We start from the raw sequence: 26,168 nt of genomic DNA on the forward strand, positions 1-26,168 counted from the left end.
CTTCGGGGGTTCGGGTAAGTTTGAAAAGTTGCTCCGGAGCGATCCTTGACTTGTTGTTGTGGTGGTGCCGGGTGTGTCTGTTGTTTGAGAACTCAATAGTGTGCCAAGTTTGTTGATACCAATTGTTTTAGTGATTGGTTGAATTGATCGGGCTGCCCGCCCCTGTGGGTGGTCTGGTTTTTACAGCTGGTTTCAAATTTTTGCTGTCTGGTTGCTGCGTTATTTCCGTGGTTTCCGGGTGGTTTCTGTTTTTGTTTTACTTCAACGGAGAGTTTGATCCTGGCTCAGGATGAACGCTGGCGGCGTGCTTAACACATGCAAGTCGAACGATGATCTCCAGCTTGCTGGGGGGATTAGTGGCGAACGGGTGAGTAACACGTGAGTAACCTGCCCTTGACTCTGGGATAAGCCTGGGAAACTGGGTCTAATACCGGATATGACTCCTCATCGCATGGTGGGGGGTGGAAAGCTTTTTGTGGTTTTGGATGGACTCGCGGCCTATCAGCTTGTTGGTGAGGTAATGGCTCACCAAGGCGACGACGGGTAGCCGGCCTGAGAGGGTGACCGGCCACACTGGGACTGAGACACGGCCCAGACTCCTACGGGAGGCAGCAGTGGGGAATATTGCACAATGGGCGCAAGCCTGATGCAGCGACGCCGCGTGAGGGATGACGGCCTTCGGGTTGTAAACCTCTTTCAGTAGGGAAGAAGCGAAAGTGACGGTACCTGCAGAAGAAGCGCCGGCTAACTACGTGCCAGCAGCCGCGGTAATACGTAGGGCGCAAGCGTTATCCGGAATTATTGGGCGTAAAGAGCTCGTAGGCGGTTTGTCGCGTCTGCCGTGAAAGTCCGGGGCTCAACTCCGGATCTGCGGTGGGTACGGGCAGACTAGAGTGATGTAGGGGAGACTGGAATTCCTGGTGTAGCGGTGAAATGCGCAGATATCAGGAGGAACACCGATGGCGAAGGCAGGTCTCTGGGCATTAACTGACGCTGAGGAGCGAAAGCATGGGGAGCGAACAGGATTAGATACCCTGGTAGTCCATGCCGTAAACGTTGGGCACTAGGTGTGGGGGACATTCCACGTTTTCCGCGCCGTAGCTAACGCATTAAGTGCCCCGCCTGGGGAGTACGGCCGCAAGGCTAAAACTCAAAGGAATTGACGGGGGCCCGCACAAGCGGCGGAGCATGCGGATTAATTCGATGCAACGCGAAGAACCTTACCAAGGCTTGACATGAACCGGAAAGACCTGGAAACAGGTGCCCCGCTTGCGGTCGGTTTACAGGTGGTGCATGGTTGTCGTCAGCTCGTGTCGTGAGATGTTGGGTTAAGTCCCGCAACGAGCGCAACCCTCGTTCTATGTTGCCAGCACGTGATGGTGGGGACTCATAGGAGACTGCCGGGGTCAACTCGGAGGAAGGTGGGGACGACGTCAAATCATCATGCCCCTTATGTCTTGGGCTTCACGCATGCTACAATGGCCGGTACAAAGGGTTGCGATACTGCGAGGTGGAGCTAATCCCAAAAAGCCGGTCTCAGTTCGGATTGGGGTCTGCAACTCGACCCCATGAAGTCGGAGTCGCTAGTAATCGCAGATCAGCAACGCTGCGGTGAATACGTTCCCGGGCCTTGTACACACCGCCCGTCAAGTCACGAAAGTTGGTAACACCCGAAGCCGGTGGCCTAACCCCTTGTGGGAGGGAGCTGTCGAAGGTGGGACTGGCGATTGGGACTAAGTCGTAACAAGGTAGCCGTACCGGAAGGTGCGGCTGGATCACCTCCTTTCTAAGGAGCACCTACAAGCGCCGTCCTCATGTATGTGGGTGGTGGGGTTTGTCAGGAGTATATGCCCGTTGCGCAGACGTTTGTTCTGCGGCGGGTGCTCAAGGGTGGAATATCAATGAATAGGTGCCTGGTGGCGCGGTCTGGTGGTTAGTACGGGTTGATCTCCTTTGGGGGGTTGGTTCAGGAACGCTTGCTGGTCCGGGTTGTTGGGTGGTGTTTGGCACACTGTTGGGTCCTGAGGCAACAGGACCGGGTTTTTGCCCGGGACTTGTGTTTCTGGTTTTCCTGGCCGTACCGATCATGCACGTTTGTGTGTGGGGTGTGTGGTTTGGGGTTGTTGTTTGAGAACTACATAGTGGACGCGAGCATCTTTTATAAGAAGCAATTTCCAAGAATATGAACCTGGATCTGGCTGCGCGTGATGATGGCTGACCTTTCGGGGTTGGTGGTTGTTGGGTGTGGTTGGTTTTCGTGGTTCTCTCGTGAAGTAGTTTTTTGATCTTTGTGGTCAAGTTTTTAAGAGCACACGGTGGATGCCTTGGCATTAGGAGCCGAAGAAGGACGTAGGAATCTGCGATAAGCCTGGGGGAGTCGATAACCGGACTGTGATCCCAGGGTGTCCGAATGGGGAAACCCCGCCAGGGGCGCGAGTCGCCTGGTGACCCGCATCTGAACACATAGGGTGCGTGGAGGGAACGCGGGGAAGTGAAACATCTCAGTACCCGCAGGAAGAGAAAACAATAGTGATTCCGTTAGTAGTGGCGAGCGAACGCGGATCAGGCTAAACCGTTCCATGTGTGATAGCCGGCGGGCGTTGCATGGTCGGGGTTGTGGGACTTTCCATACCAGTTCTGCCGGGCTGGTGGGGTGTGATGTGCAGGCATAGGTGAACGGTCTTGAAAGGCCGGCCAGAGAGGGTGTGAGCCCCGTAACCGAAATGTTGTGTACCGCCTGGATGAGTATCCCAAGTAGCACGGGGCCCGAGAAATCCCGTGTGAATCTGTCAGGACCACCTGATAAGCCTAAATACTCCCTAATGACCGATAGCGGACCAGTACCGTGAGGGAAAGGTGAAAAGTACCCCGGGAGGGGAGTGAAACAGTACCTGAAACCGTGTGCTTACAATCCGTCGGAGCCAGTCTGATTCTGGTGACGGCGTGCCTTTTGAAGAATGAGCCTGCGAGTTAGTGTTACGTCGCGAGGTTAACCCGTGTGGGGAAGCCGTAGCGAAAGCGAGTCTGAATAGGGCGTTGCAGTGGCGTGATCTAGACCCGAAGCGAAGTGATCTACCCATGGCCAGGTTGAAGCGACGGTAAGACGTCGTGGAGGACCGAACCCACTTCAGTTGAAAATGGAGGGGATGAGCTGTGGGTAGGGGTGAAAGGCCAATCAAACTTCGTGATAGCTGGTTCTCCCCGAAATGCATTTAGGTGCAGCGTTGCGTGTTTCTTACCGGAGGTAGAGCTACTGGATGGCTAATGGGCCCTACAAGGTTACTGACGTCAGCCAAACTCCGAATGCCGGTAAGTGAGAGCGCAGCAGTGAGACTGTGGGGGATAAGCTTCATAGTCGAGAGGGAAACAGCCCAGACCACCAACTAAGGCCCCTAAGCGTGTGCTAAGTGGGAAAGGATGTGGAGTTGCGAAGACAACCAGGAGGTTGGCTTAGAAGCAGCCATCCTTAAAAGAGTGCGTAATAGCTCACTGGTCAAGTGATTCCGCGCCGACAATGTAGCGGGGCTCAAGTACACCGCCGAAGTTGTGGCATTCAGATATTAGCTAAGCCCTTGTGGTTCAGGCGTCTGGATGGGTAGGGGAGCGTCGTGTGGGCAGTGAAGTCGCGGTGTAAACCAGCGGTGGAGCCTACACGAGTGAGAATGCAGGCATGAGTAGCGAAAGACGGGTGAGAAACCCGTCCGCCGAATGATCAAGGGTTCCAGGGTCAAGCTAATCTGCCCTGGGTAAGTCGGGACCTAAGGCGAGGCCGACAGGCGTAGTCGATGGACAACGGGTTGATATTCCCGTACCGGCGAAAAACCGCCCATGCTGAACAGGGGATACTAACTGCCCGAGACCTGCCCGATCACCCTTGTGGTGTGAGGGTTTTGGTGGAGCGCAGGACCTGATCCTGGGAGGCAAGCGTATTAACAGGTGTGACGCAGGAAGGTAGCCAAGCCGGGCGATGGTTGTCCCGGTCTAAGGATGTAGGGCGAACGGTAGGCAAATCCGCTGTTCATGATGCCTGAGATCTGATGGGACCCCCGTTTGGGGGGATTTGGTGATCCTATGCTGCCGAGAAAAGCATCGACGCGAGGTTTTAGCCGCCCGTACCCCAAACCGACACAGGTGATCAGGTAGAGAATACTAAGGCGATCGAGAGAATTATGGTTAAGGAACTCGGCAAAATGCCCCCGTAACTTCGGGAGAAGGGGGGCCCCAACCTTGAACACCACTTGCTGGTGGGAGGGGATCGGGGCCGCAGAGACCAGGGGGAAGCGACTGTTTACTAAAAACACAGGTCCGTGCGAAGTCGCAAGACGATGTATACGGACTGACTCCTGCCCGGTGCTGGAAGGTTAAGAGGACCGGTTAGCCGCAAGGCGAAGCTGAGAATTTAAGCCCCAGTAAACGGCGGTGGTAACTATAACCATCCTAAGGTAGCGAAATTCCTTGTCGGGTAAGTTCCGACCTGCACGAATGGAGTAACGACTTCCCCGCTGTCTCAACCATAAACTCGGCGAAATTGCAGTACGAGTAAAGATGCTCGTTACGCGCAGCAGGACGGAAAGACCCCGAGACCTTTACTATAGTTTGGTATTGGTGTTCGGAGTGGCTTGTGTAGGATAGGTGGGAGACGTTGAAGCCCGGACGCCAGTTCGGGTGGAGTCATCGTTGAAATACCACTCTGGTCACTTTGGACATCTAACTTCGGCCCGTAATCCGGGTCAGGGACAGTGCCTGATGGGTAGTTTAACTGGGGCGGTTGCCTCCTAAAAAGTAACGGAGGCGCCCAAAGGTTCCCTCAGCCTGGTTGGCAATCAGGTGTCGAGTGTAAGTGCACAAGGGAGCTTGACTGTGAGAGAGACATCTCGAGCAGGGACGAAAGTCGGGACTAGTGATCCGGCGGTACATTGTGGAATGGCCGTCGCTCAACGGATAAAAGGTACCTCGGGGATAACAGGCTGATCTTGCCCAAGAGTCCATATCGACGGCATGGTTTGGCACCTCGATGTCGGCTCGTCGCATCCTGGGGCTGGAGTAGGTCCCAAGGGTTGGGCTGTTCGCCCATTAAAGCGGTACGCGAGCTGGGTTTAGAACGTCGTGAGACAGTTCGGTCCCTATCCGCTGCGCGCGCAGGAAATTTGAGAAGGGCTGTCCTTAGTACGAGAGGACCGGGACGGACGAACCTCTGGTGTGTCAGTTGTACTGCCAAGTGCACCGCTGATTAGCTACGTTCGGATGGGATAACCGCTGAAAGCATCTAAGCGGGAAGCTCGCTTCAAGATGAGATTTCCATACACCTTGTGTGTGAGAGGCCCCCAGCCAGACCACTGGGTTGATAGGCCGGATGTGGAAGCGAGGACTAACGACTCGTGAAGCTGACCGGTACTAATAGGCCGATAACTTACACCACACACCACCCCCGCAAACCAATCCTTCAAAAGAGGTTTGCACCCAAGAGGGTGGTAAAAGATAAACAAGACTGCTTGCGTCCACTATGTGGTTCCCGAACAACAAACCCGTTGCTTGAGAACCGATAACTGAATAACAACACCACAGCTCCAACACACGGAGCGATGTTGTAACCAAAAATTTTCCCACCCGCCCGGGCACGCCCCGGGTGCCAGGGTGCGGAGCAAGGGTTACGGCGGTCATAGCGTGGGGGAAACGCCCGGTCCCATTCCGAACCCGGAAGCTAAGACCCACAGCGCCGATGGTACTGCACCCGGGAGGGTGTGGGAGAGTAGGTCACCGCCGGACATAAATTAGAGTAGGGCCCTGACACGACGTCAGGGCCCTACCACTTTAACCACCATGAGGCAGCGCAGCAGCGGCAGAAGCCAGCACTTTAACCGGCTCTTCACGGTTCGTGGGGAAATGGAATCCCTGAGATGAGCATCATGCCGCCGTCCGGACGGCACTTCTCAAGAGAATAACCGATTTGTAATTGGCTGGGTTGCGGTAGCCGCGGGCGGTGCGTTTGATGTTCTTGATCGCGGTGTTGTTGGCCTCGACCTTGCCAGTAGTGGCGCCGGTAATGATCATCACCTCGATCTCCTTCCACCACCGGCAGACGGTGCGGTAGAGCCTGTTCGTCACCGCCCTCGCGGCTGCCTTGACCAGCTCCTCGAGTACCTTCTTGGCCGCCGTCGCGTCTTCCAGGGAGCCGGTGCGAAGCAGTGCCCTGAGCTGTTCCTTGACTTCCAGACGGCTTGGAGCGTGCCTGTTGGATCGTCCAGGGCGAACACTTCCTCGAGTCGGAGGGCTGCTCGGCAGCTGAGGTTGTCGCCGCCGCGCAGCAGGAGCATGCGGTGGGCCCAGGCCTTGTCGATGGCCCGGCCGCGGCGGCCCTTGACCTGTTGGGAGAGGTTCTGCCGGGTCTCGGTCATGGCCTGGTTGGCCAGCGAGATCAGGTGAAAGTGATCAACTGCGACCGCCGTGCGGGGAAGCCACATCCGCAACGCTTTACGGAATGCCGCCGAGGGGTCGATCGCGACGACCTGCACGGCCAGGCGCCATTCCAGGGGCCGGGCGAACAACCAGTCTCCCCGACGCATTTGTGGTCCCGCCCGTCGACCACGCCCAGGACCTGACCGGTGTCCAGATCCACGATCGTTGTCATCCACGGCTCGAACCGAGTCCACGCCTTCGTGGTCGGGTCCTGAAAATAGCGCACCGACCGGAACCGGTGTTCATCGATGCCCAGCATCCGCGGGCTCAGTTTGTCCACGTCAGGCAGCTGCAGCACGCAGGCCTCGGTCACCGCCGCCCGGACCATCCACCAGGACACGGCGAAGCCGGCAGCTGTCTCCGAGACAGCCCTGCCTGAGCGGATGACGGCGTTGACGAGTTGGTCCCGCAGCCGGCTCGTCGAGCGGGAACGGCGCGGCACCTGCGGGGTCGATTCAAAGAACGACAGCCGGTCACACGCTGGCTCTTCGCAGTACCAGCGGTACTTGGACCAGAGCACGTCTACCGGTCCGGCGACGGGAACATCGCGGAGTCGTTGAAGACGGCGCTCTTTCCGCCGGGATGCGATGACCCCGCAGCTCGGGCAGCCGGGCAGCTGGTCGGTTTCGATGATGACCTGCCGGCGGCCGGCAGTGATAGTGGTGGAGATGACGCGGTAGTCGGGCAGGTTGAAGAGGATGGTGGCAGCGTCGGCTGCGACCCCGGTAGGCTCGTTCAAAGGCTCGTGGTCCTGTTCCAGGTTGAATGCTAGACACACTCATCCCAGCAGGGCCACGGGCCCCTTTGTCTTCAACGACACGAACTCAATTCCCCATCAACCGTGAAGAGCCCTTTAACCACCAGAAAGAGCGAGAGCGTTGCAGGGGCGGGCGCAGCAAAAGACAACGCGTCCCAGGCGACGGGAGGCGCAGGAGGTGGGCTGTTCCGTAGGTGCGGCGGTAAGGGCTAAAGGGCGCGCGTTTGATGCCCGGGACGGCCGCGATTCCTCAAGAATCTGGTGATTAACCTCAAAAAGTCGCGGAAACACGCGGAATTTGCCGACCAGACCGGCCCAAGCTGGTAAGTTTTCGAAGAGTGGCTTGTACGCATGCCGCGTGCAGGCTCCAGAAATCATGACCGTCCAGGAGGACATCAATGGCTAAGAACCGTAGTGAACTTGTTTCAGAGGTAGCAGGCAAGGCCGGCACCAGCCAGGCAGCCGTCAACTCCGTCCTCGACGCGCTGTTCGAGGTTTTCGAGACTTCCGTTGCCGCGGGCGAGAAGATCACCATCCCGGGCTGGCTCGCCGTCGAGCGCACCGACCGTGCAGCACGCACCGGCCGCAACCCGCAGACGGGTGAGACCATTCAGATCGCCGCCGGCCACAGCGTCAAGCTGACCGCCGGCTCCAAGCTGAAGGCTGCGGTCTCCAACAAGAAGTAAAGCTTCTTCCTCCCGGCATCAGACCGGCGTGGACAAGGGGTGGCAACCACAGGGTTGCCGCCCCTTTTGCTTTTAAGGCGATTCGCGGCCCGGGCAAGGGTAGCGGACAATGGATAGGTGCCTTCTGCCGCAAAACCCCAATCCACAGCAACCCAGTCAGCTCCCGGCAAGGGAGCTCCTGGGCAAGGCATCGGTGCCCTCGGCGTCTCCAGGGCATGGCAGCTGGCGGGACTGGCAGCGCTCTTTCTCGGACTCGTGGCGGCACTCGTCTTTTCCGGCGCGGCCGCCGCCCGCGAGGTCTCGGATCCGGGCGCCTTGGTTCGCTGGGGCCTGCCCGTCAGCAAGGCGATCCACAACGTCGCAGTGGCTACGGTCATCGGCGGCCTCATCTTTGCCGTAGGCATCCTGCCCAAGCGTTTGGGACTCCGCAGCAGGGACCGGGACGCAACTGCAGAAGACGCAGAACATCCCGCCTTCACCCGCGCCTTGGCCCTCGCAGCCGCTGCGGGCGCCGTTTGGACCTTGTCCGCCATTGCAGTCCTGGTGCTCACCTATTCTGACGTGGCCGGGCAGGGCGTTTCCGGTGACGCAGAGTTCACCCAGGCCCTGGTCTATTTCATGACGGACATCGAGACGGGCCGGGCATGGCTCGCCGTCACCATCATCGCCGCCGTGGTGACAACTGCCCTGTTCGGCGTCAGGTCCCTTGGCGGACTGGCCCTGACCCTGATCCTGGCGCTCATCGGTCTGGTGCCGACGGCCCTGATCGGGCACTCCTCGAGCTCGTCAGACCACGAAGGCGCCATCAACTCGCTTGGCCTGCACCTGGTGGGCGTCAGTACCTGGGTGGGCGGCATCATCATGCTGGCGCTGCTGTCCGGGATCCTGACAGGCTCCAAAGCGGGCGGGACGGCGGATATCACCGAGGCCACACTCAAAAGGTTCTCTTCCCTGGCGGGCTTCGCCTTTGTGCTGGTCTTCGCCTCCGGCGTCATCAACGCCAGCATCCGGATCACCAACTGGGGCGACCTCTTCGGCTCGTCCTACGGCCAGCTGATCCTGGCCAAGTCCGCCGCAACGCTGGTCCTGGGCGGGATCGGCTTCATGCACCGCCAATGGGTGATCCCCCAGCTGAACCGCAAGGGCTCCACAATGTCCTCGCGAAGGGTCCTATGGCAGCTCGTCCTGGCTGAATTCCTGGTCATGGGGGCCACCTCCGGCGTGGCCGTGGCCCTGGGCCGTTCTGCCCCGCCCCAGTCCACCACGTATGCACCTGATGCCTCGCCCGCGTTCATCCTCACCGGCTACGAACTCCCCCCGGAGCTGACCCCCGCCCGCTGGCTCACAGAGTGGCGGTTGGACTGGCTTTGGATTGCCGTCGCGCTGTTCGGGCTGGTCTCCTACTTCCTCGGCGTGGCGAAGATCCACCGCCGGGGCGACACATGGCAGTGGTTCCGGTCCGTGAACTGGGTGATCGGCCTGCTGGTGCTCACCTACATCACGTCCGGACCGCCGTCGGTCTATGGCCGCGTCCTGTTCTCGGCGCACATGGTGGACCACATGGCGCTCACCATGGTGGCCCCCATCTTCCTGGTCCTCGGCGCACCCGTGACCCTCGCCCTGCGCGCGATGCCCCCGCGGGGTGACGGTTCACGCGGCCCGAGGGAATGGCTGCTGGTATTTGTGCACTCCAGGTTCTCGCAGGTGGTCACGCATCCGCTCTTCGCCGCCGCAAACTTCGCCGGTTCGATCGTCCTGTTCTACTACTCGGACCTGTTCGGGTTTGCCATGCGCGAGCACGTGGGGCACGAACTGATGATTGTGCACTTCCTGCTCACGGGCTACATCTTCGTCCTGAGCATGATCGGCTCTGACCCGCTGCCGCTCCGGGCACCGTACCCGATGCGGCTGCTGCTGCTCCTTGCCACCATGGGCTTCCACGCCTTCTTCGGTGTGGCGATCATGGGCGGAACCAACCTCCTGGCGGCTGACTACTTCGGCAACCTGGGGCGGGCCTGGGGTCAGTCGGCGCTGCTGGACCAGCAGACCGGCGGAGCGGTGGCCTGGGGCATCGGCGAGGTACCAACGCTCCTGGTGGCCATCGGTGTTGCCATCATGTGGTCCCGGTCAGACCAGCGGGAGACCAAACGCGTGGACCGGGCGGCGGACAGGAATAACGACGCCGATCTCACCGCTTACAACGATATGTTTGCCAAATTGGCTGAACGCGACGCCAAGCTGGCTGAACGAAACAAGCTGGAAGGACGCTGATGAGCGAAACCGTACGCACCCACGCCCGGGTCCGGGCCTCCGAACTGGTGGGCCGCAATTGGCTGAACACCGGCGGCAAATCGCTGGACCTTGACGCCCTGCGCGGCAAGATCGTGCTGCTGGACTTTTGGACCTTCTGCTGCATCAACTGCCTGCACGTCCTGGACGAACTGCGGCCGCTCGAGGAACAGTACTCCGACGTCCTGGTCACGGTGGGCGTCCACTCGCCAAAGTTCGAACACGAAGCGGACCCCGTTGCGCTGGCCGCCGCCGTAGAGCGATACGAAATCCACCACCCCGTCCTGGACGATCCGGAGCTGGACACCTGGAAGGCCTACACCGCGCGGGCCTGGCCCACCCTGGTGGTCATCGACCCCGAGGGCTACATCGTGGCGCACCTTTCCGGTGAAGGCCACGCGGACGGACTGGCGGTGCTGATCCCCGAGCTCATCGCCGAACACGAGGCCAAGGGGACGCTGCACCGCGGCTCCGGCCCGTACGTCGCCCCTGAGCCCAGCTCAGGGACGCTGCGCTTCCCCGGCAAGGCGCTCTTCCTGCCCGCCGGGCGCGGTTCAGCCGCCGCAGAGGGAACGGACGACGCCGATGCAGCGGCAGGTGCCGCCACGCAGGGCACAGCGTCCAACGGTTCAGCAGCACGGGGTTCGTGGCTGGTCACCGACACGGGCCACCACCGCCTGGTGGAACTGGGCACCGACTTCCACACCGTACTGGGCACCTACGGCTCCGGCACCAAGGGCTACGCTGACGGCCCCGCCGCCGGTGTTGAGGCTACCGCCCGGTTCAACGAGCCCCAGGGCCTGGTTCTGCTGCCGGAAGATGTGGCAGCCAAGGCAGGCTACGACGTCGTGATTGCAGATTCCGTGAACCACCGGCTCCGCGGACTCTCACTCCAGGACGGGAAGGTGACCACCCTCGTGGGCAACGGCATCCAGCGCCTGCTGGAGACCGGCCCGGCCCGCGTTGACGAGGACGCTGCCGGATTCACCGGCCGCCTGAGTGAACACCCGCTTGAGGTCTCCCTGAGCTCGCCATGGGATCTTGTCTGGTCCAGCAAGCTCCACGCCGTGGTGATCGCCATGGCCGGCACGCACCAGATCTTCAGCTTTGATCCGCTGACCGGTGCCGTGGCCATCGAAGCCGGTAACGGCCTGGAAGGCCTGCTGGACGGCCCGGCCCACGAGGCCTGGTTCGCCCAGCCCTCCGGGCTCGCCGAAGACGCGGCGGGCAACATCTGGGTGGCGGATTCCGAAACGTCCGCCCTCCGCAAGCTCGTCATCAGCGACGACGGCGCCATCACCGTGGAGTCCGCCGTCGGCAAGGGCCTGTTCGACTTCGGCTTCCGGGACGGTGCCGCGGCTGAAGCCCGGCTCCAGCACCCGCTCGGCGTGACGGTGCTGCCGGACGGTTCGGTGGCAATCGCCGATACCTACAACGGTGCGGTACGCCGCTACGACCCCGCGGCGGGAACTGTTTCCACGCTGGCACGTGGACTTCTGGAGCCCTCGGACGTGATTGTGGACCACACTCAGTCAGCCGGTTCCGAGCCGCTGCTCGTGGTGGTGGAGGCCAACCAGCACCAGCTGGTGTACGTCCCCATTCCCAAGGAAGCGCAGCAGGTGGACGAGGGCGCGTCGCAGACTCACCGGCCGAAGAGCCCGGTGGCACCCGGCCCCTTGGAACTGACGGTACGTTTCACCGCGCCCACCGGGCAGAAACTGGATGACCGCTGGGGTGACCCCACCCAGCTGAAGATCTCCTCCACTCCGCCCGAGCTGCTGGTGTCCGGCGGCGGAACGTCGGTGGGACTGCTCCGTACCCTTGAGCTGTCCGCAGACGTGCCCGAAGGCGTCCTGCACATCACCGCCCGCGCCGCGGCCTGCGACGGTCCCGAAACCGAGGACGGCGAAATCCCGGACCACGCGGCCTGCCACCTTTACCAGCAGGACTGGGGCATCCCTGTGCTGCTGCAGAGCGACGGCGATACCGAGCTGGTGCTGGACCTGCGCGGCATGGACTGATCGCGCCGCCGTCGTCCTTATTCTGAAATGGCTGCCGCCCGTGACATACGCGTCACGGGCGGCAGCCTTTTTGCGTGGTGTCCCTTGGGAGGGCCTTGCGTTTGCGGGGACTGGTGCGGTCAAGAGCCCATAAAGCGTGCTCGCCGTGACGGGTTTTCCGGTATGGATTAGCGCGGACCACAGCTGCTGTGCATGGCACCAATTGGCCACCATGGCCCCATGGAGGTTCACAAAGCCTTGGCACTACAATCTCTGGTGCTTGCCGTCGTCGTCCGGGCCGCGCCATGTGTACCCACCGGAGGGAAGCGGCTGTCGGGGTGGATGCCGTGAGGTCCTGTCGGTGCTCGCCCGTAAAAGACTCAGAAGCTGAGCAGCGGTGTCACTTTGATGGTGTCTCCTGTGACGTCCAGGCGGGTGGTGAAGCTGAAGTCCACTTCTTCGTCCAAGGGGTACCAGGCGCCGGTGAACAGGTTCTGCTGGAGCGCCTCCACTCTCGCCTTGCCGTCCAGCGGCGCCACCACCCAGCGCCCGTCAAAGGGCTCGATGGCCACGTTGGGATATTCAGTCACGGACCATTTGATGCTGCCGTCCTGGACCCGGTTGTTGCTGGCGTAGTAGAAGGGGCAGTCCGGCTGGAGCTTCTGCTCCTTGACAGCCTGGGCCGCACAGCCGTCCAGGAACTCCTTGACCTTCGCCGCCACGTCCGTCTTCAGGCTGTCCGTGGCCTGGGTCAGCAGATTGAGCGGTGCCACGGGGACGTCACGGGTGGTCACGGTGGCACGGCTGGCGGGCGCAGAGAAGTATTCCCCGTTCACCGTGGCCTCGTATTCGCCCGGGTAGAAAACAGCGAAGGAGTTCCGGCCATTCGGCATGTTGACGTCCACGCCGTTGACCGTTGCCTCGCTGGAATTGACCACCGTGACATCAACGGTAGGCAGCCGGGACGGAACAAACGCCCAGGTGTTGAAGAAGATCCACTCGGTTCCGGTCTTCTGCAGCGCGAACTCGGTGCGCAGCCGGCTGCCGTCGATGGTGTATTCCATCGGCACCACCACCTGGCCGCCGGGGCGCTCCTCAGCCTCTCCGATGCTCACATTGGTAAAGCGGGACACGGCGGTCTGCAGGGCAGTGCCATCGAGCATTGCGGCGTTGCTGGGCGGCACCGTTGCCCGCAGAAGACCCAGCGCCTTGCCGCCGTCACCGCTCTGCAGCGCGTCCAGATACTCGCGTACCGGCTGCTGCGGGCTGGCCACAGTATTGTTCACGAGGTTAATGGCAACGATGGCGCCGGCCACAGCAAGCATGAGGCCCAGCAGCCATCCGGCCGCTATCCTCACCAACGCTTGACTCATTTGCACGTTCCATACGTTACCTGCCATGCGCCCGACGACGGCAGTTGAGTCAGCTGTGAGCGGTACCTGTCAGCGGCGGCGGCGCCGGGACGACGTGCCGAAAACACCCCTCAGCAGTTCGCGTCCCAGCTGCGTTCCTATGGACCTGGCCATGCTCTTCAACCCGCCTCCAAGGGCGCCGCCAAGAACGCCGCCGAAGTCGCCCATCATGCCGTCCCCCGGCTCCGGGCGGGTGGTGCGGGGTGCTTCTGCGCGGGCGCTGCCCGAACTCTGCCTGGTGGACGTTGGCTTGGGAGCAGGCCTGCTGCTGGGCCGGCCCAGGATCTCCTCTTCGATCCGCCGTGCCTCGGCATCAATGTCCGCACCGCCGGCGGTTCCGAAGCCTGAATCGCGTCCAGGAGCACCAGCGCCGGCGGGAACAGGCGGTTGGCCAGGCGCGGGCGGGTCCGGTGGGAGCCGCAGCCTTGCCGGTGAGCTTCTCGTACGCGGAGAGGTTGTCCACGGCGGTCCCGTACTTGCTGAGCAGGGCCGACCCGGCCACGGTGCTTCGAACCAGGGCCTCGTCGCTGGGCCCCATCACGGATTCAGGGGCGCGCAGCCGGGTCAGGGCCACGGGGGTGGGCGCGCCCTTCTCGTTCATGACGGTGATGACGGCTTCGCCAATGCCCGCGGACGTCAGCGTCTCTTCGAGGTCGTAGTCGCTCACCGGGAACGTGGAGACCGTCGCCTTGAGCGCCTTTGCGTCCTCCGGGGTGAACGCGCGCAGGGCATGCTGTACCCGGTTGGCGAGCTGGCCGAGGACGTCAGCCGGAACGTCCTTGGGGGTCTGGGTGACGAAGAAGATCCCCACACCCTTGGAGCGGATGAGCCGGATGGTGGTGGTGATGGCCTCAAGGAAGGCCTTGGAGGCGTCATTGAAAAGGAGGTGGGCCTCGTCGAGGAAGAACACCAGTTTGGGTTTGTCCAGGTCGCCGGCCTCGGGCAGGTCCTCGAACAGGTCGGCCAGCAGCCACATCAGGAAGGTGGAAAACAGCATGGGCTTGGTCTGCAGGGTGGGCAGTTCCAGGCAGGTGACCACGCCGCGCCCGTCCGGCGCGGTTCGCAGGAGCTCGGCGGTATCAAACTCCGGTTCGCCGAAGAACTTCTCCAGCCCCTGGGCCTCGAGGTTCACCAGTTCGCGCAGGATCACCCCGGCGGTGGCCTTGGACAACCCGCCGAGCTCCTCCAGCTGGTCCTTGCCTTCTGCCGAGGTCAGGAACTGGATGACCGCCCGGAGGTCCTTCAGGTCAATCAGCTCCAGGCCGTTTTTGTCGGCGAAATAGAACACGAGCTGCAGGCTGGATTCCTGCGTGTCGTTCAGCTCCATGATCCGCGCGAGCAGGATGGGGCCGAAGGACGTCACGGTGGCCCTGACCGGGATGCCGTTGCCGTCCCCGCCCAGTGCCAGGAACTCGACGGGGAAGGCTTTGCCCTGCCAGGCCTGGCCGATGCCTTCGGTGCGTGCCGCCAATTTCCCGCTGCCGGCGGCCGCAGTGGCCAGGCCTGAGAGATCGCCCTTGATGTCGGCCAGGAAGACCGGAACGCCCGCGGTGGACAGCTGTTCGGCCATCATGTGCAGCGTGACGGTTTTGCCGGTGCCGGTGGCGCCTGCCACCAGGCCGTGCCGGTTCATCATGGCCAGCGGCAGGCGGACCTGCGCCTCTTTATGGAGTTCACCGTCCACAATGGCGGCGCCCAGTTCGATGGCGGGCCCGTCCAGCGTGTACCCCTGCTGGATGGTGGCAAGCTTCTCTGCTGTGGTTTTGTTGGCCATGCCGCTAGCTTAGCGGCGGCAACGTCCAGCGGGCTGGGTAGGAAACGTCAGTTCGGCGGAACCTCGGGAAGCTCCTTGCTGAAGGCCAGGAACTTCAACGTCGCCGGGTCCGCGTCCAGATCGAACTGCGGCTGGTAGCCGGTGGTGAGGTAAAGGTGCTTTGCCTCCGGTTGACGGGGACCGGTGGTGAGGTAGAGCCTGGTGTACCCTCGGCGGGCGGCGAGGGCTTCCAGCTCGGCCATGACCCGCTTTGCCAGACCGCGGCGGCGGTGGCCCGAGTGGGTCCAGATCCGCTTGAGTTCGGCGGTGCTGGCGTCGTAGCGGCGGAAGGCCCCACCGGCAATCGACTCGCCGTTTTCCTGGATCACCAGGAGCGCGCCACCCGGGCCCTCGAACTCGTCAGCCGGGTAGCGGTTCAGCTCCTCCGCCGCCGCTTTCCGTCCGAAGAGGTCACCATAGCGGGTGTCGTATTCGACGGCGAGTTCGTCCAGCAGCGGCTTGACCCGCGGATCGTGCATGGGGAGGTTCAGGACCGTCAGCGCCGCCGGATCAAGCGGCCGGCGCGTGACGGAGACGGGCTGGCGGTCAACATCCTGGGGTTGGCCTCCAATCCCAAGCGGTTGGCGCGCGAGGTCAGGTTCTGCAGTCACGGTTCAATTCTTTCCGACGGCGGCTGGTTCTGTGGGCATGGTGGTGGACTCCTGGGCGGCGAGGTCACGGACAGCGGTAAGGATGTTCCGGGCCAGTGCATCGTTTTCGCGAAATGGCGCCGCGTTTGTGCCGGGGCGGGCGAAGGCTCCCGCGCCCCAGCCCGAGGTGGCGGGGCCGACTCCGAAGAGTGTCGGCTGCGGTCTTCCCTCGGCGCTGACCAGCTGGTGTTGGCTGGAGATCAGCAGCTTGCCCGTGGAATGGATCCCGTCGGCGGTCAGCAGTTGCTGCTCCGCGCCGAGGCCGTTCCGGTGCAGGGATTCGAGGACCGGGTTGACCGACCGTGCCACGGTGGGCGAAGGCAGTCGGGCTTCGATCAGGGCCTTCGCCGCCACAGAAGTGCCGGAACGCAGCGAGCCGGCATGGAACAAACCGGTGGACTCGTCTGCCGTCACTTCCACGTCCGGGCCGAGGAACTGCAGCAGCCCGGCACGGTGCAGTGCCAGCATCTGGCGGAGGCGGTGCGGGGGAGGCCCGGAGTCAACGAAGCTGAAGAACCCGTGCCACCAGCCGTGAACCACCTGCTGGGACCGGGCATTGAGGCGCTCCGGCGGAACCACGCGCCCCACTTCCATGTACACGCCGAGCAGCGCAAGGAAAAGGGCGAGGGTTTCAGGGTGGTCGGGGCTGTCCCGCAGGGCGAGATCGTGCTCGATGTGCTCCACCACCGCATCCTGTACGTCCTGATGCCCGGCAAAGCGGCGGCCCGTGAAGGGCCGGTCCAGCCGCTCCAGGTCAAGGTGCAGGGCGGCGTCCGGCACGGCCGCGGCCACGAGTTCCTCGCGGGCGGCGCTGTACCAGTCCAGGTCCGAGTAGCGGGCGGCGAATTCGTCCCAGCCCATCGCGGCCCGGGCCGGGCTGCCGGTCAGCAGCTCACGGTAGTAGCCGTAGCCGGCCTCCTTCGCGATCAGCGGCCACAGATGGCCGCGGAAATCCAGTTCCCCGTGCCGTTCCAGCAGGGCGCCCACGCTGTTGGGGGTTAAGAAGCGCAGCGGCCCCGGCGCCTCACCCCGGAGGGTGGCCGAGATCTTCGAGTGGTACGGCACTCCCCGGCGCGAACCTGCCCAAAGCCTCGGCTCCCTGCCGGACGCAAGGTACCGCAGGCCGCCGTCGTGCGTTTCAACGAAGCGTCCGCCGCGTCCTTCCATCAGGAGGACCAGGAGGTCAATGAAGGCAAGGCCCATACCGGAAACGATCACGTCCTGCCCCGGGGCGATGGGTGAGTAGTCGACGTCGGTGGTGTAGCTGGGTGCCGCGTGGTAGCCGCCGTGCCGCTCGGCGAAACCGGCCCAGGCCGCTGAGGCGGCGTCAGGGCGGGAGTCAGTGTGGCCCAGGGCGGTCACCACGACGTCAGCCTGCAGGGCCCGGCCGCTGGCCAGTTCGACGATGTGTTGGCCCGGAGGCAAGGGACCGGCAGGGGAAGCCTCGTCATTTGTCCGGCTGACAGCAGCGGCCGTGGTCCGGTGGACGGTGACGCTCCGGCCGAGGGAGCTGGCAGTGCGGCGGAAGAACCACTCAAGGTACTGGCTCTGCAGCTGGCGCGTGGGAAAGGTGACGCCGGTGAGGGACCGGAGCTGATCGTACAAGGAGCGGGGGAAGTCCGGCACGTCGGTGATGGAGCCGTCCACCACTCCCGCGGCCCAGTCAACCAGGTTCGGGCCATGGCTCGCTGGTCCCTCGCAGGCCACCGACTCATCAGTGAACATGGTGATGTCCACGGCGGTGGAATTCAGCAGGAGGCCCGGATCCTGGTCGTAGCGCCAGATACGGCCGGAACCCGGGACGTGCGGCTCTATGACGTGGATCTCCAGCGGCCCGCTGAAGACCTCGCGACGGTTTGCGGCAATCCGCTCGAGGACGCCGGCCGTGCGGGGTCCGCCGCCCACGAAGACGACGGCCGGGATGTGCGCTGGCATGGGGGCTCCTGGTGGCGGCGGTAGGGGGCGGCTGGAGTGCCATGCTAGGCAGCGTTTCCGGCGGCGGTCGAGCGCGTTGTCACGCCCGTTAATTGGGCGTCACATCCCGTCAAAGGACGCAAAAAACCGACTCATGACGCAGTGCGAACTCCGGTGAAGTTATGCAACCTGCTGCCTTGCTGGGCCCTTCCGGCCGGTCCTAGATTTGCAGCCAGTTACCGGGGCAACCAGCTCCGGCCCAACCAGTGAAGCGAGGTGGCGCATGAGTTCGGCAGCAACTACGGCGGCGCAGTCAACACAATCAGCAACAGCACAGACAGCACAGACAGCACATCCGGCTGCCGGGCTGGCGCCGGACGCCACTGCAGCGGCGGCGGCTTTCGGGTCGGCCGGGGTTCCGCCGGAGGACGGGACGGCGCGGGTGGCCACCGATTACTCCGCTTACCGCGTGGTGGCCGCAAAGCATCCCAGGCGCTGGGTGGGTACCGCAGTGGTGGCGCTTGGCGTCCTTGCCGTCGCCTGGTCCCTGGCCACCAACCCCCGCTGGGAGTGGGGGGTCGTAGCGCAGTGGTTCACCGCCCAGTCCGTCATCAACGGGCTGATCGAGACCCTGAAGCTGACCGCGATATCCGGCATCCTCGGCTTCGTGCTGGGCTTCATCCTGGCGCTGATGCGGCTGTCCGCCTCGCCGCTGCTGGTCTCCGTTTCCTGGACGTTCTCCTGGATCTTCCGGTCCACACCGCTGCTGGTCCAGATGCTGCTCTGGTACAACCTGGGGTACCTGTACGAAAAAATCATCCTGGGCATCCCGTTCACCGACGTCCGGTTCTTCGAGGTGCAGACCACCACGCTGATCAGCCAGTTCGCTGCAGCTGTGCTGGGCCTGACCCTGAACCAGGCCGCGTATTCCGCGGAGATCATCCGGGGCGGCATCCTTTCCGTGGACCAGGGCCAGCTTGAGGCCGCCGCTGCGCTGGGCATCCCGGCCTGGCGGAGGTCCACCCGCATCGTCCTGCCGCAGGCCATGCGGGCCATCCTGCCTACCGCCTTCAACGAGATCATCGGCCTGGTCAAAGGCACGTCCATTGTGTACGTCCTGGCCTACTCCGAGCTGTTCTACACCGTGCAGGTCATCTACAACCGCACCCAGCAGGTCCTCCCGCTGCTCCTCGTGGCAACCCTCTGGTACGTGGTGATCACCTCCGTGCTCAGCGTCTTCCAGTACTACATCGAACGGCACTACTCCAAGGGCGCGGTGCGTAACCTGCCACTGACGCCCTTGCAGAAGGCCCGCAAATTCTTCGCCGCCCACGCCGTGGTCAACAACGCAGGGAACGCCCGATGAGCACCGCAACCACAACTGCCGAAGCACCGGCAACCACTGCTGCCACCCGCGGCCTGGTGGAAATCACCAAGGTCCACAAATCCTTCGGTGCCAACGAGGTGCTCAAGGGCGTCAGCGTCACCGTCGAGCCCGGCGGCGTGGCCGTCATCGTGGGCCCCTCCGGCTCCGGCAAGTCCACCCTCCTGCGCACCATCAACCACCTGGAAAAGGTGGACAGCGGCCACATCGCCATTGACGGCAAGCTGGTGGGCTACGAAGTCCGGGGCCGGAAGCTGCATGAGCTGCGGGAGAAGGAGATTCTTCGGCAGCGCACCGACATCGGGATGGTGTTCCAGAATTTCAACCTGTTCCCGCACCTCACCGCACTCGAAAACGTGGCCGAAGCTCCCGTCGTCGCCCTGCAACCCGGCAAAGGGCGCCGCACCAAGGAAGAAGCGCGGCGCCGCGGCCTGGAGCTGCTGGACCGGGTGGGCCTGAAGGACCGTGCCGGCGCCTACCCCCGCCAGCTCTCCGGCGGCCAGCAGCAGCGCGTGGCCATAGCCCGTGCCCTGGCGCTTGACCCCAAGATCCTGCTGTTCGACGAACCCACCTCGGCCCTGGACCCGGAACTGGTCAACGAAGTGCTGGACGTCATCCGTGAACTTGCGACATCCGGTACCACGCTGATCATCGTCACCCACGAGATGGGCTTCGCCCGCGACGTGGCGGACACCGTGGTGTTTATGGACCAGGGGCAGATCGTGGAGCAGGGTACCCCCGAGCAGATTTTTACCAACCCGCAGGAACCGCGCACCCGGAGCTTCCTCTCCAAAGTGCTCGAGCCGGCTTTCAACATCTAAAGGATTCATCCCATGGCATTTCCCACCGGCCCTTCGAGCCGCCCCCGCCGCACGCGTCTACTGGCGGCGCTGCCCGCCGTCGTCCTGCTGGCCGCAGCCGGCCTGTCCGCCTGCGCGGATCCCGGCGCAACAGCCGCCGGCACCTCCATCGGAGGAGCGCAGACGACGGCGGCACGCAACGGCGTCGTGTACAACACCTCCCCCGACCAGCAGCGCCTCCGCGCGGAGAAGGACGCAGCGCTCGCCGCCAAGGTTCCCGAACTGATCGGCAAGGACGGCAAACTGACCGTTGCCACCACGGCGGGTTCCATCCCGCTGTCCTTCCATGCCACTGATGACAAGACGCCCATCGGCTCCGAGCTGGACATCGCCCAGCTGGTGGCGGACAAGCTGGGCCTGGAGCTGGACGTCCAGGTGACGTCCTGGGAGAACTGGCCGCTGAAGACCCAGTCGGGCGACTTCGAGGCGGTGTTTTCCAACGTGGGCGTGAACAAGGACCGGGTGAAGCTGTTCGACTTCGCCAGCTACCGGGCGGCGTTTATGGGCTTTGAGGCCAAGAAGTCGGCCAGCTACGACATCAAGGGCGCCGATGACATCTCCGGGCTGAAGGTGTCCGTGGGGTCTGGGACCAACCAGGAGAAGATCCTGCTGGCGTGGAACAAGGAGCTGGAAAGCAAGGGCAAGGCGCCGGCCACCCTGCAGTACTACTCCTCTGACGCCGACACCATCCTGGCGCTGTCCTCGGGACGCACCGACCTTAACATCGCGCCCTACCCGTCCACCGTCTACCGCGAAAACACCCGGGACGACCTGAAAGTGGTGGGCAAGATCAACGCGGGGTGGCCGTCCGAAACCCTCGTGGCTGCCACGACCTTGCGGGGCAACGGGCTGGCGCCGGTGATCACGGAGGCCCTGAATGCCGCCATCAAGGACGGCTCCTACGCAGAGGTGCTGGAGCGCTGGGGCCTGTCCGAGGAAGCACTGCCGGACTCCAAAACCATCACCGAGGAGAACTTCGCCGCCACCCAGGCTGCTCCCACGAAGAATGAGAAATCCCGATGAAAGCGACTACAGCCAAGCCCACTGAAACCGCGCTTGGCTCCTTTGACGTTGAATGGCAGGAATGGCATTCGGCCCATGAACGCCACCGCGCCCACCCCCACGGCTTCCTTGCCGTCACCCACCTGCACTGGTTGATTGCCGAACCTGCCGCCCTGGACGGTGTGCCCGGAACCTGGAGCGCCATCAATGACGTTGTCACCGTGGTCCTGGAGCCCGGCGAGGTTCTGAAACTGGAGGGGCAGGTCCTGCCGGTGGGGGAAACGGTCATCGGCCCAATCGCCGAGCGCGGCGGCCTGAACCTCACCTCCGGCGACACCGTCATTGAGCTGGCCAAGCGCGGCGGCGAGTACATCGTGCGGCCGCGGAACCCGGGGAACGCATTGCTGCGCGCCTACCAAGGCACCCCGGCCTACTCGCCGGACGTTGCGTACGCCCTCCGTGGAACATATGTGCCGTTCGAGACGCCGCGCCCCACCACGGAGGGTGTCGCCGTCGAAGGCATCCAGCATGTCTACGAGGCACCCGGCGAAATCCGCTTCAAGCTGGCCGGCCAGGAGCTGGCACTGACAGCGTTCAACGGCCATGCACCCGGGTCACTCTCCTACGATCGTCAGGACCAGCAGTGAGCACAACGGAAAAGAACACCTCAGAAGCGCGACCGGCTGGATTCCTGGCAATCGAGCTCGACGGGGCCGGATGGAACGGCGGGGACTTCGCAACACTCGCCGAAGCCGTCCTCGCCGCCGAATCCGCGGGGTTCCACGTGGCCACGTTTACGGACTCACCGCTTCCGGGCCGGGCCAACGCCCTGCAGCGCGCAGCCTACGCCGGGCCGGTGACCCGGACCATCGCCCTGGTCCCCGAGGTGGACACGGTCTACACCGAGCCGTTCCACGTCTCCACCCAGCTCGCCAGCCTCGACTACGTCTCCGGCGGACGGGCCGGGTGGATCGCAACCGCAGCGGAATCACCCGAGGCGGCAGCCGCCGTCGGGCGTTCTTCCGTCAGCGGCACTGCGCTTGCTCAGGAAGCCGCCGCGTCAATTGAGGTGTCACGCCGGCTCTGGGACTCCTGGGAGGACGACGCCGTCATCCGCGACGTCGCCACCGGCCGGTACATCGACGTGGACAAGCTGCACTACGTCGATTTTGAGACCCCCGCCGATTTCCCCGGCGGCTATTCAGTCAAGGGACCGTCCATCATTCCAAGGCCCCTGCAGGGGCAGCCGCCGGTGCTTGCCGCGTCGTCATTGGTGGGCCACGGGCAGGTTTTGGCGAACGACGTGGATGCCGTGCTCGTCACCGCACCGACGCCCGAATTGCTCGCCGCCGAAGTCAGGGATGTCCGAAGCCGCCTTGGTGCGTCCGTGGCGATCATCGCCGAGCTCGACGTCGTGCTTGATGCCCGCGGGCAGGCTGCCGCAGAGCGCGTGGCCACTTCGGAACGTGGCCGCGCCCAGTACGCCGGCACTGCAGCCGGCCTCACGGACCTCCTCGAATCGCTGCTGGCGGAGGCCGACGGCGTCCGTCTCCACCCGGCGTCGCTCGCCTTGGAGCTGGACGAGCTTAGCCGGCTGGTCCTTCCCGAGCTTCGGCGCCGGGGCGCCCTCCGGCCGCCGGTGCAGGACGGCACCTTCCGCGACCTGCTGGGACTGACGCGCCCGGCCAGCCGCCACGCAGACTCAGCCGCGGCCGCAGCCGCCGGAAACTAAGGGGAAGACCATGACGCAGCACAGCAGTGCTAAATCCCACACGTTCACGCCGAGCGGCAAGATCCAGTTCGGGGTCTTTTTCCAGGGCGTCAACTCCGGCACCATCTGGAAGGCGGCCGAATCCGGCTCGCAGACCGACTTCGAATCATTCCGCCGAATCGCGCAGACCGCTGAGCGCGGGCTGTTTGCGGCCTTTTTCCTGGGGGAAGGCCTGCGCCTGCGCGAGCACCTGGGGCGCCCGCACGCGCTGGACGTAGTGGGAAGGCCGGACGCCCAGACCATGCTGGCCGCCCTGGCATCTGTCACCAAAAACATCGGCCTCGTGGCCACCCAGAACACCACCTACAACGATCCCGCGGACTTGGTGCACCGGCTCGCCTCCCTGGACCTCATCTCCGGTGGCCGTGCCGCCTGGAACATCGTGACCACGGACAACGCGTGGACCGGCGCCAACTTCCGGCGCGGGGGATACCTGGACCACGCCGACAGGTACAAGCACGCCGAAGCATTCGTTGAGACGGCCAAGCGCATCTGGGATTCCTGGGAAACCGCGGAAGGGCCGGGGCGCCGGGTGCGCCATGAAGGGCAGCACTACACTGTGGACGTGACGCCGCGGCTGCCCCGGAGCGCGCAGTACCGGCCTGTGCTGTTCCAGGCGGGTGACTCCCCGGAAGGCCGCGACTTCGCCGCCCGCCAGGCGGACGTCATCTTCTCGGCCCACCCGAAGTTCGAAGCCGCCGTGGAATTCCGCAAGGATCTCGTGGCACGCTCACTGGCTGCCGGCCGCGGTGCCAACGCCGTGCAGATCATGCCTGCAAGCGAATTCATCCTGGCACCCACCGCGCAGGAAGCTGCCGCAAAGAAGGAGTGGGTGCGCAGCCTGCAGATCGGCCCGCAGCAGGCCGTGGCGTACCTGGAGCAGTTCTGGGGCCGCGAGCTGTCCGGGTACGATCCGGACGGGCCCCTCCCGGAGATAGATCCCGTGGTGGAGGAAACCTCCGAGACCCGCGGCAGCGGCTTCCACGGAGCCAAGGCGAGGCAGTTGGGCGGACCAGTGGCGGGCGGAGGCCAAGGACAAGGGCCTCTCCATCCGCCAGTTTGTCACCTCCCGCACAGCACGCGTGGACGCCACCTTCACGGGTTCCTACTCGGGAGTGGCCGATCAATTGGCTGAATATGCGCGGGTTGGTGCGGTGGACGGTTTCAACATCTCCCCGTGGCTTATTCCCACCGGCCTGGACGACATCGTGAACCACCTGGTGCCGGAACTGCAGGAGCGCGGCGTCTACCCCACCGAGTACCGGGGCAGCACCCTGCGTGAAAACCTCGGGCTCGCGGCGCCGGTGCCTGCCGAGGCAGTCCGGGCATTATGAGCGCGGCCGGCTACAGGGAAAGGGACGACGGTACTGAGAGTGCAGTCGTCGACCCTTCCCTGGGGAGCGTCAGGCTGCAGCTGACTGTATGGGAGCTGCAGATCTAAGGTACTTTGGCCTCCGCTCGGTTTCGACTGACGCTGCCCGCAAGGCGAAGCCTGACGACCGATGCGCTCCGGCAGCCGTGCGCCCTGGCTGCGGCTATTGGTCCCGCTGCGGGGCGAACGCGATCTGCTCGGTGCGGGCAATACTTCTCTGGATGGCTGCCTTGTCTATGCCAAGAAGCGCGGTGAGCCACATGCCGTTTTGTACGATGACAATATCGGCTGCCCGTTCCCTGCATTGCTCCCATGGGAGCCCGGGGACGGCATTGGACACCAGCGAAGCGAGCCCGTCGAGATACCGGTCAAAAGCTGCAGCATTAATCTCTGCGTAGTCCTCATCGGCTTGCGCGAGGGCCCAAAGGTGCAGTCGCAGGGACAGGTACCGTGTGGTCAGCAGTTCGGTGCCCGCAACCCGCCGCAGGGCCTTGCGCAACTGTTCGTCCGGGGCCGACGATGGGTCTGGTGCGACCAGTTTAAGGTCGTGCTCGTCTACCCGGTGCAGGGCCGCCCGGATCTATTGGTCCCCATCTGGCCAGACTAGGGCCGAACCTGCCCGCCGTGCACTTTCAGGGTGGGTGGCAGGGCGGATTAGGTCATGGGCGGTTACGGTGAGTCTTGCCGAACCTCCGCCGGAGCCCATCCCAGGGCAGGACCCAACCTGCCGGCGATGTCGGTAAGGATCTGGAGGTAGTCCTCGTGGTCAAAGCTAAAGGGGAGTGCGAACGCCACCTCATCCACTTCCTGGAATCCTGCATGCGCGTACAGCTGCTCGGCAATTTGATCGCTGGTGCCGATGAGGTCCGGGGCGAACATCATGCCTTTTGGCCCCTGCGGCGCCCGTGTGCGGGGCGTGCGTTCCTCGACGTACCGCTGGTACTTCTCCCGCTGTCCCGGTGACGCCGAATCGGTGGGGATGACCACCAAGCCCTGCGACACACGGGCCGGTCCCTGCGCTTGGGCTGACGTTGCGGCGGCCTCACGGAAGGCACGAATCTGTGATTGCTGAACGAGGGCGAAGTCCGGTTCCTGATCCGCTTCGGGGAAGATCACACTGCTGGAGAGCAGGTTGAAACCATTCGCCCCGGCCCAGACGGCCGACTTCCAGCTGCCGGCCCCATACCAGAGGCGATCCCGCAGGCCCGGGGAGTGCGGCTCGACCCGGTTGGAGAATTCCTCCACCACACCTTGCCTGCCCGAAAAGTTCCGCACCCTTTCCCCTGCGACCAGACGTGCAAGGCGCTCCACGCGGGCGTAGCTGAAGTCCTCAAGTTCTGACGTGTCCGGGTACAGCTCGTGCTTCACCGTGTCGTAGTGCATTGGTTCCCCCACACTCAGCCCCGGATTGATGCGTCCCCCGGCGAGCAGGTCCACGGTGGCCAGGTCCTCGGCCAGGCGCAAGGGGTTTTCCCAGCCCAGCGGGGTGACGGCGGTTCCAAGCTCAATCCGGGAGGTGCGCTGGCTGGCGGCAGCCATCACCGCGATGGGGGAGGAGATCCCGAACTGCAGATGGCGGTGGCGCAGCCAGGCGCTGTCGAATCCAAGCTGCTCGCCGCGTTCGATGATCTGCAAAGTGGATTCGTGGCCCGAGGCGGGATCCGCCGGATCGAACAGGCCAATAGTGAGGAATCCAAGCTTGCGCAAGGGACGGGTGGGGTGGGGCATGGGGATCCTTGAAAGTCGGGGGTGCGGCTCCGTCTTAGAATATGCGCACGGACGTGGCGGTTCTGTTGCCAAAA

General features: G+C 63.6%; 12 protein-coding genes, 3 rRNA genes and 5 pseudogenes. 12 read left to right on the plus strand and 8 right to left on the minus strand.

The window, feature by feature from the left end; translation table 11 throughout:
• The first annotated feature begins 261 nt into the window (after positions 1-261).
• From QFZ70_RS00005 to rrf, 3 genes are all read left to right on the plus strand, one after another.
• Positions 262-1,786 (plus strand): 16S ribosomal RNA (locus QFZ70_RS00005).
• Positions 1,787-2,292: 506 nt separating this feature from the next.
• A 23S ribosomal RNA gene (locus QFZ70_RS00010) occupies positions 2,293-5,419 on the plus strand.
• Positions 5,420-5,649: 230 nt separating this feature from the next.
• Positions 5,650-5,766 (plus strand): 5S ribosomal RNA (rrf, locus tag QFZ70_RS00015).
• The 16S, 23S and 5S rRNA genes sit together here, the layout of an rRNA operon.
• Before the next feature lie 138 nt (positions 5,767-5,904).
• On the opposite strand, the pseudogene QFZ70_RS00025 reads toward rrf, so the two are convergent.
• Together QFZ70_RS00025 and QFZ70_RS00030 are read right to left on the minus strand one after the other, a co-directional pair.
• Positions 5,905-6,512: pseudogene (locus QFZ70_RS00025) on the minus strand (transposase).
• The gene (locus QFZ70_RS00030; protein ID WP_307093498.1) at positions 6,416-7,195 is read right to left on the minus strand and encodes a transposase family protein; all 780 of its coding nucleotides are present in this window, start codon (positions 7,193-7,195) and stop codon (positions 6,416-6,418) included. Before QFZ70_RS00030 ends, QFZ70_RS00025 begins: the two are co-directional and overlap by 97 nt.
• 416 nt (positions 7,196-7,611) lie before the next feature.
• Here QFZ70_RS00030 and QFZ70_RS00035 point away from each other — a divergent pair, with 416 nt between their 5' ends.
• The 3 genes from QFZ70_RS00035 (at position 7,612) to QFZ70_RS00045 (ending at position 12,209) form a co-directional block, all read left to right on the plus strand.
• On the plus strand, positions 7,612-7,899 hold the full coding sequence (locus QFZ70_RS00035; protein ID WP_104045996.1) for an HU family DNA-binding protein: 288 nt from the start codon (positions 7,612-7,614) through the stop codon (positions 7,897-7,899).
• A gap of 117 nt (positions 7,900-8,016) precedes the next feature.
• A complete protein-coding gene (locus tag QFZ70_RS00040; protein WP_307093499.1) occupies positions 8,017-10,170 on the plus strand; it encodes a cytochrome c oxidase assembly protein in 2,154 nt (717 codons plus the stop codon).
• Positions 10,170-12,209, plus strand: coding sequence for an NHL domain-containing thioredoxin family protein (locus tag QFZ70_RS00045; RefSeq protein ID WP_307093500.1), 2,040 nt, complete (start codon positions 10,170-10,172; stop codon positions 12,207-12,209). Before QFZ70_RS00040 ends, QFZ70_RS00045 begins: the two co-directional genes overlap by 1 nt.
• Before the next feature lie 359 nt (positions 12,210-12,568).
• Here QFZ70_RS00045 and QFZ70_RS00050 read toward each other — a convergent pair whose 3' ends face one another.
• The 4 genes and pseudogenes from QFZ70_RS00050 to QFZ70_RS00065 all read right to left on the minus strand — a co-directional run bounded on the left by QFZ70_RS00050 (position 12,569) and on the right by QFZ70_RS00065 (position 17,998).
• A complete protein-coding gene (locus QFZ70_RS00050) occupies positions 12,569-13,561 on the minus strand; it encodes a hypothetical protein (RefSeq protein WP_307093501.1) in 993 nt (330 codons plus the stop codon).
• Positions 13,562-13,630: 69 nt separating this feature from the next.
• A pseudogene (locus QFZ70_RS00055) lies at positions 13,631-15,374 on the minus strand (helicase HerA-like domain-containing protein).
• Between the two features lie 47 nt (positions 15,375-15,421).
• Entirely contained in the window at positions 15,422-15,892 is a 471-nt protein-coding gene (locus tag QFZ70_RS00060) for a GNAT family N-acetyltransferase (protein ID WP_307097754.1), read from the minus strand.
• A 135-nt stretch (positions 15,893-16,027) separates the two neighbouring features.
• Entirely contained in the window at positions 16,028-17,998 is a 1,971-nt protein-coding gene (locus tag QFZ70_RS00065; protein ID WP_307093502.1) for an FAD/NAD(P)-binding protein, read from the minus strand.
• 262 nt (positions 17,999-18,260) lie between these two features.
• Here QFZ70_RS00065 and QFZ70_RS00070 point away from each other — a divergent pair, with 262 nt between their 5' ends.
• From QFZ70_RS00070 to QFZ70_RS00095, 6 genes and pseudogenes are all read left to right on the plus strand, one after another.
• A complete protein-coding gene (locus QFZ70_RS00070; protein ID WP_307093503.1) occupies positions 18,261-19,343 on the plus strand; it encodes an amino acid ABC transporter permease in 1,083 nt (360 codons plus the stop codon).
• Complete coding sequence (locus QFZ70_RS00075) at positions 19,340-20,182, plus strand: amino acid ABC transporter ATP-binding protein (protein WP_307093504.1); 843 nt, start codon at positions 19,340-19,342, stop codon at positions 20,180-20,182. Before QFZ70_RS00070 ends, QFZ70_RS00075 begins: the two co-directional genes overlap by 4 nt.
• Before the next feature lie 12 nt (positions 20,183-20,194).
• Positions 20,195-21,244 (plus strand): transporter substrate-binding domain-containing protein, encoded by a 1,050-nt coding sequence (locus QFZ70_RS00080; protein ID WP_307093505.1) that lies wholly within the window; start codon positions 20,195-20,197, stop codon positions 21,242-21,244.
• Positions 21,241-21,864: pseudogene (locus tag QFZ70_RS00085) on the plus strand (DUF1684 domain-containing protein); the annotation flags it as partial. The gene QFZ70_RS00080 and the pseudogene QFZ70_RS00085, both read left to right, overlap by 4 nt.
• A 2-nt stretch (positions 21,865-21,866) precedes the next feature.
• Positions 21,867-22,955 (plus strand): LLM class flavin-dependent oxidoreductase, encoded by a 1,089-nt coding sequence (locus tag QFZ70_RS00090; RefSeq protein ID WP_307093506.1) that lies wholly within the window; start codon positions 21,867-21,869, stop codon positions 22,953-22,955.
• 10 nt (positions 22,956-22,965) lie between these two features.
• Positions 22,966-24,328: pseudogene (locus QFZ70_RS00095) on the plus strand (NtaA/DmoA family FMN-dependent monooxygenase).
• Between the two features lie 201 nt (positions 24,329-24,529).
• On the opposite strand, the pseudogene QFZ70_RS00100 reads toward QFZ70_RS00095, so the two are convergent.
• Positions 24,530-24,946, minus strand: a pseudogene (locus tag QFZ70_RS00100) (TetR family transcriptional regulator C-terminal domain-containing protein); the annotation flags it as partial.
• An 89-nt stretch (positions 24,947-25,035) separates the two neighbouring features.
• Positions 25,036-26,094, minus strand: coding sequence for an LLM class flavin-dependent oxidoreductase (locus tag QFZ70_RS00105; RefSeq protein WP_307093507.1), 1,059 nt, complete (start codon positions 26,092-26,094; stop codon positions 25,036-25,038).
• Positions 26,095-26,168: the final 74 nt, after the last annotated feature.

This window comes from Arthrobacter sp. V1I9 (assembly GCF_030817075.1).
Taxonomy (GTDB): domain Bacteria; phylum Actinomycetota; class Actinomycetes; order Actinomycetales; family Micrococcaceae; genus Arthrobacter.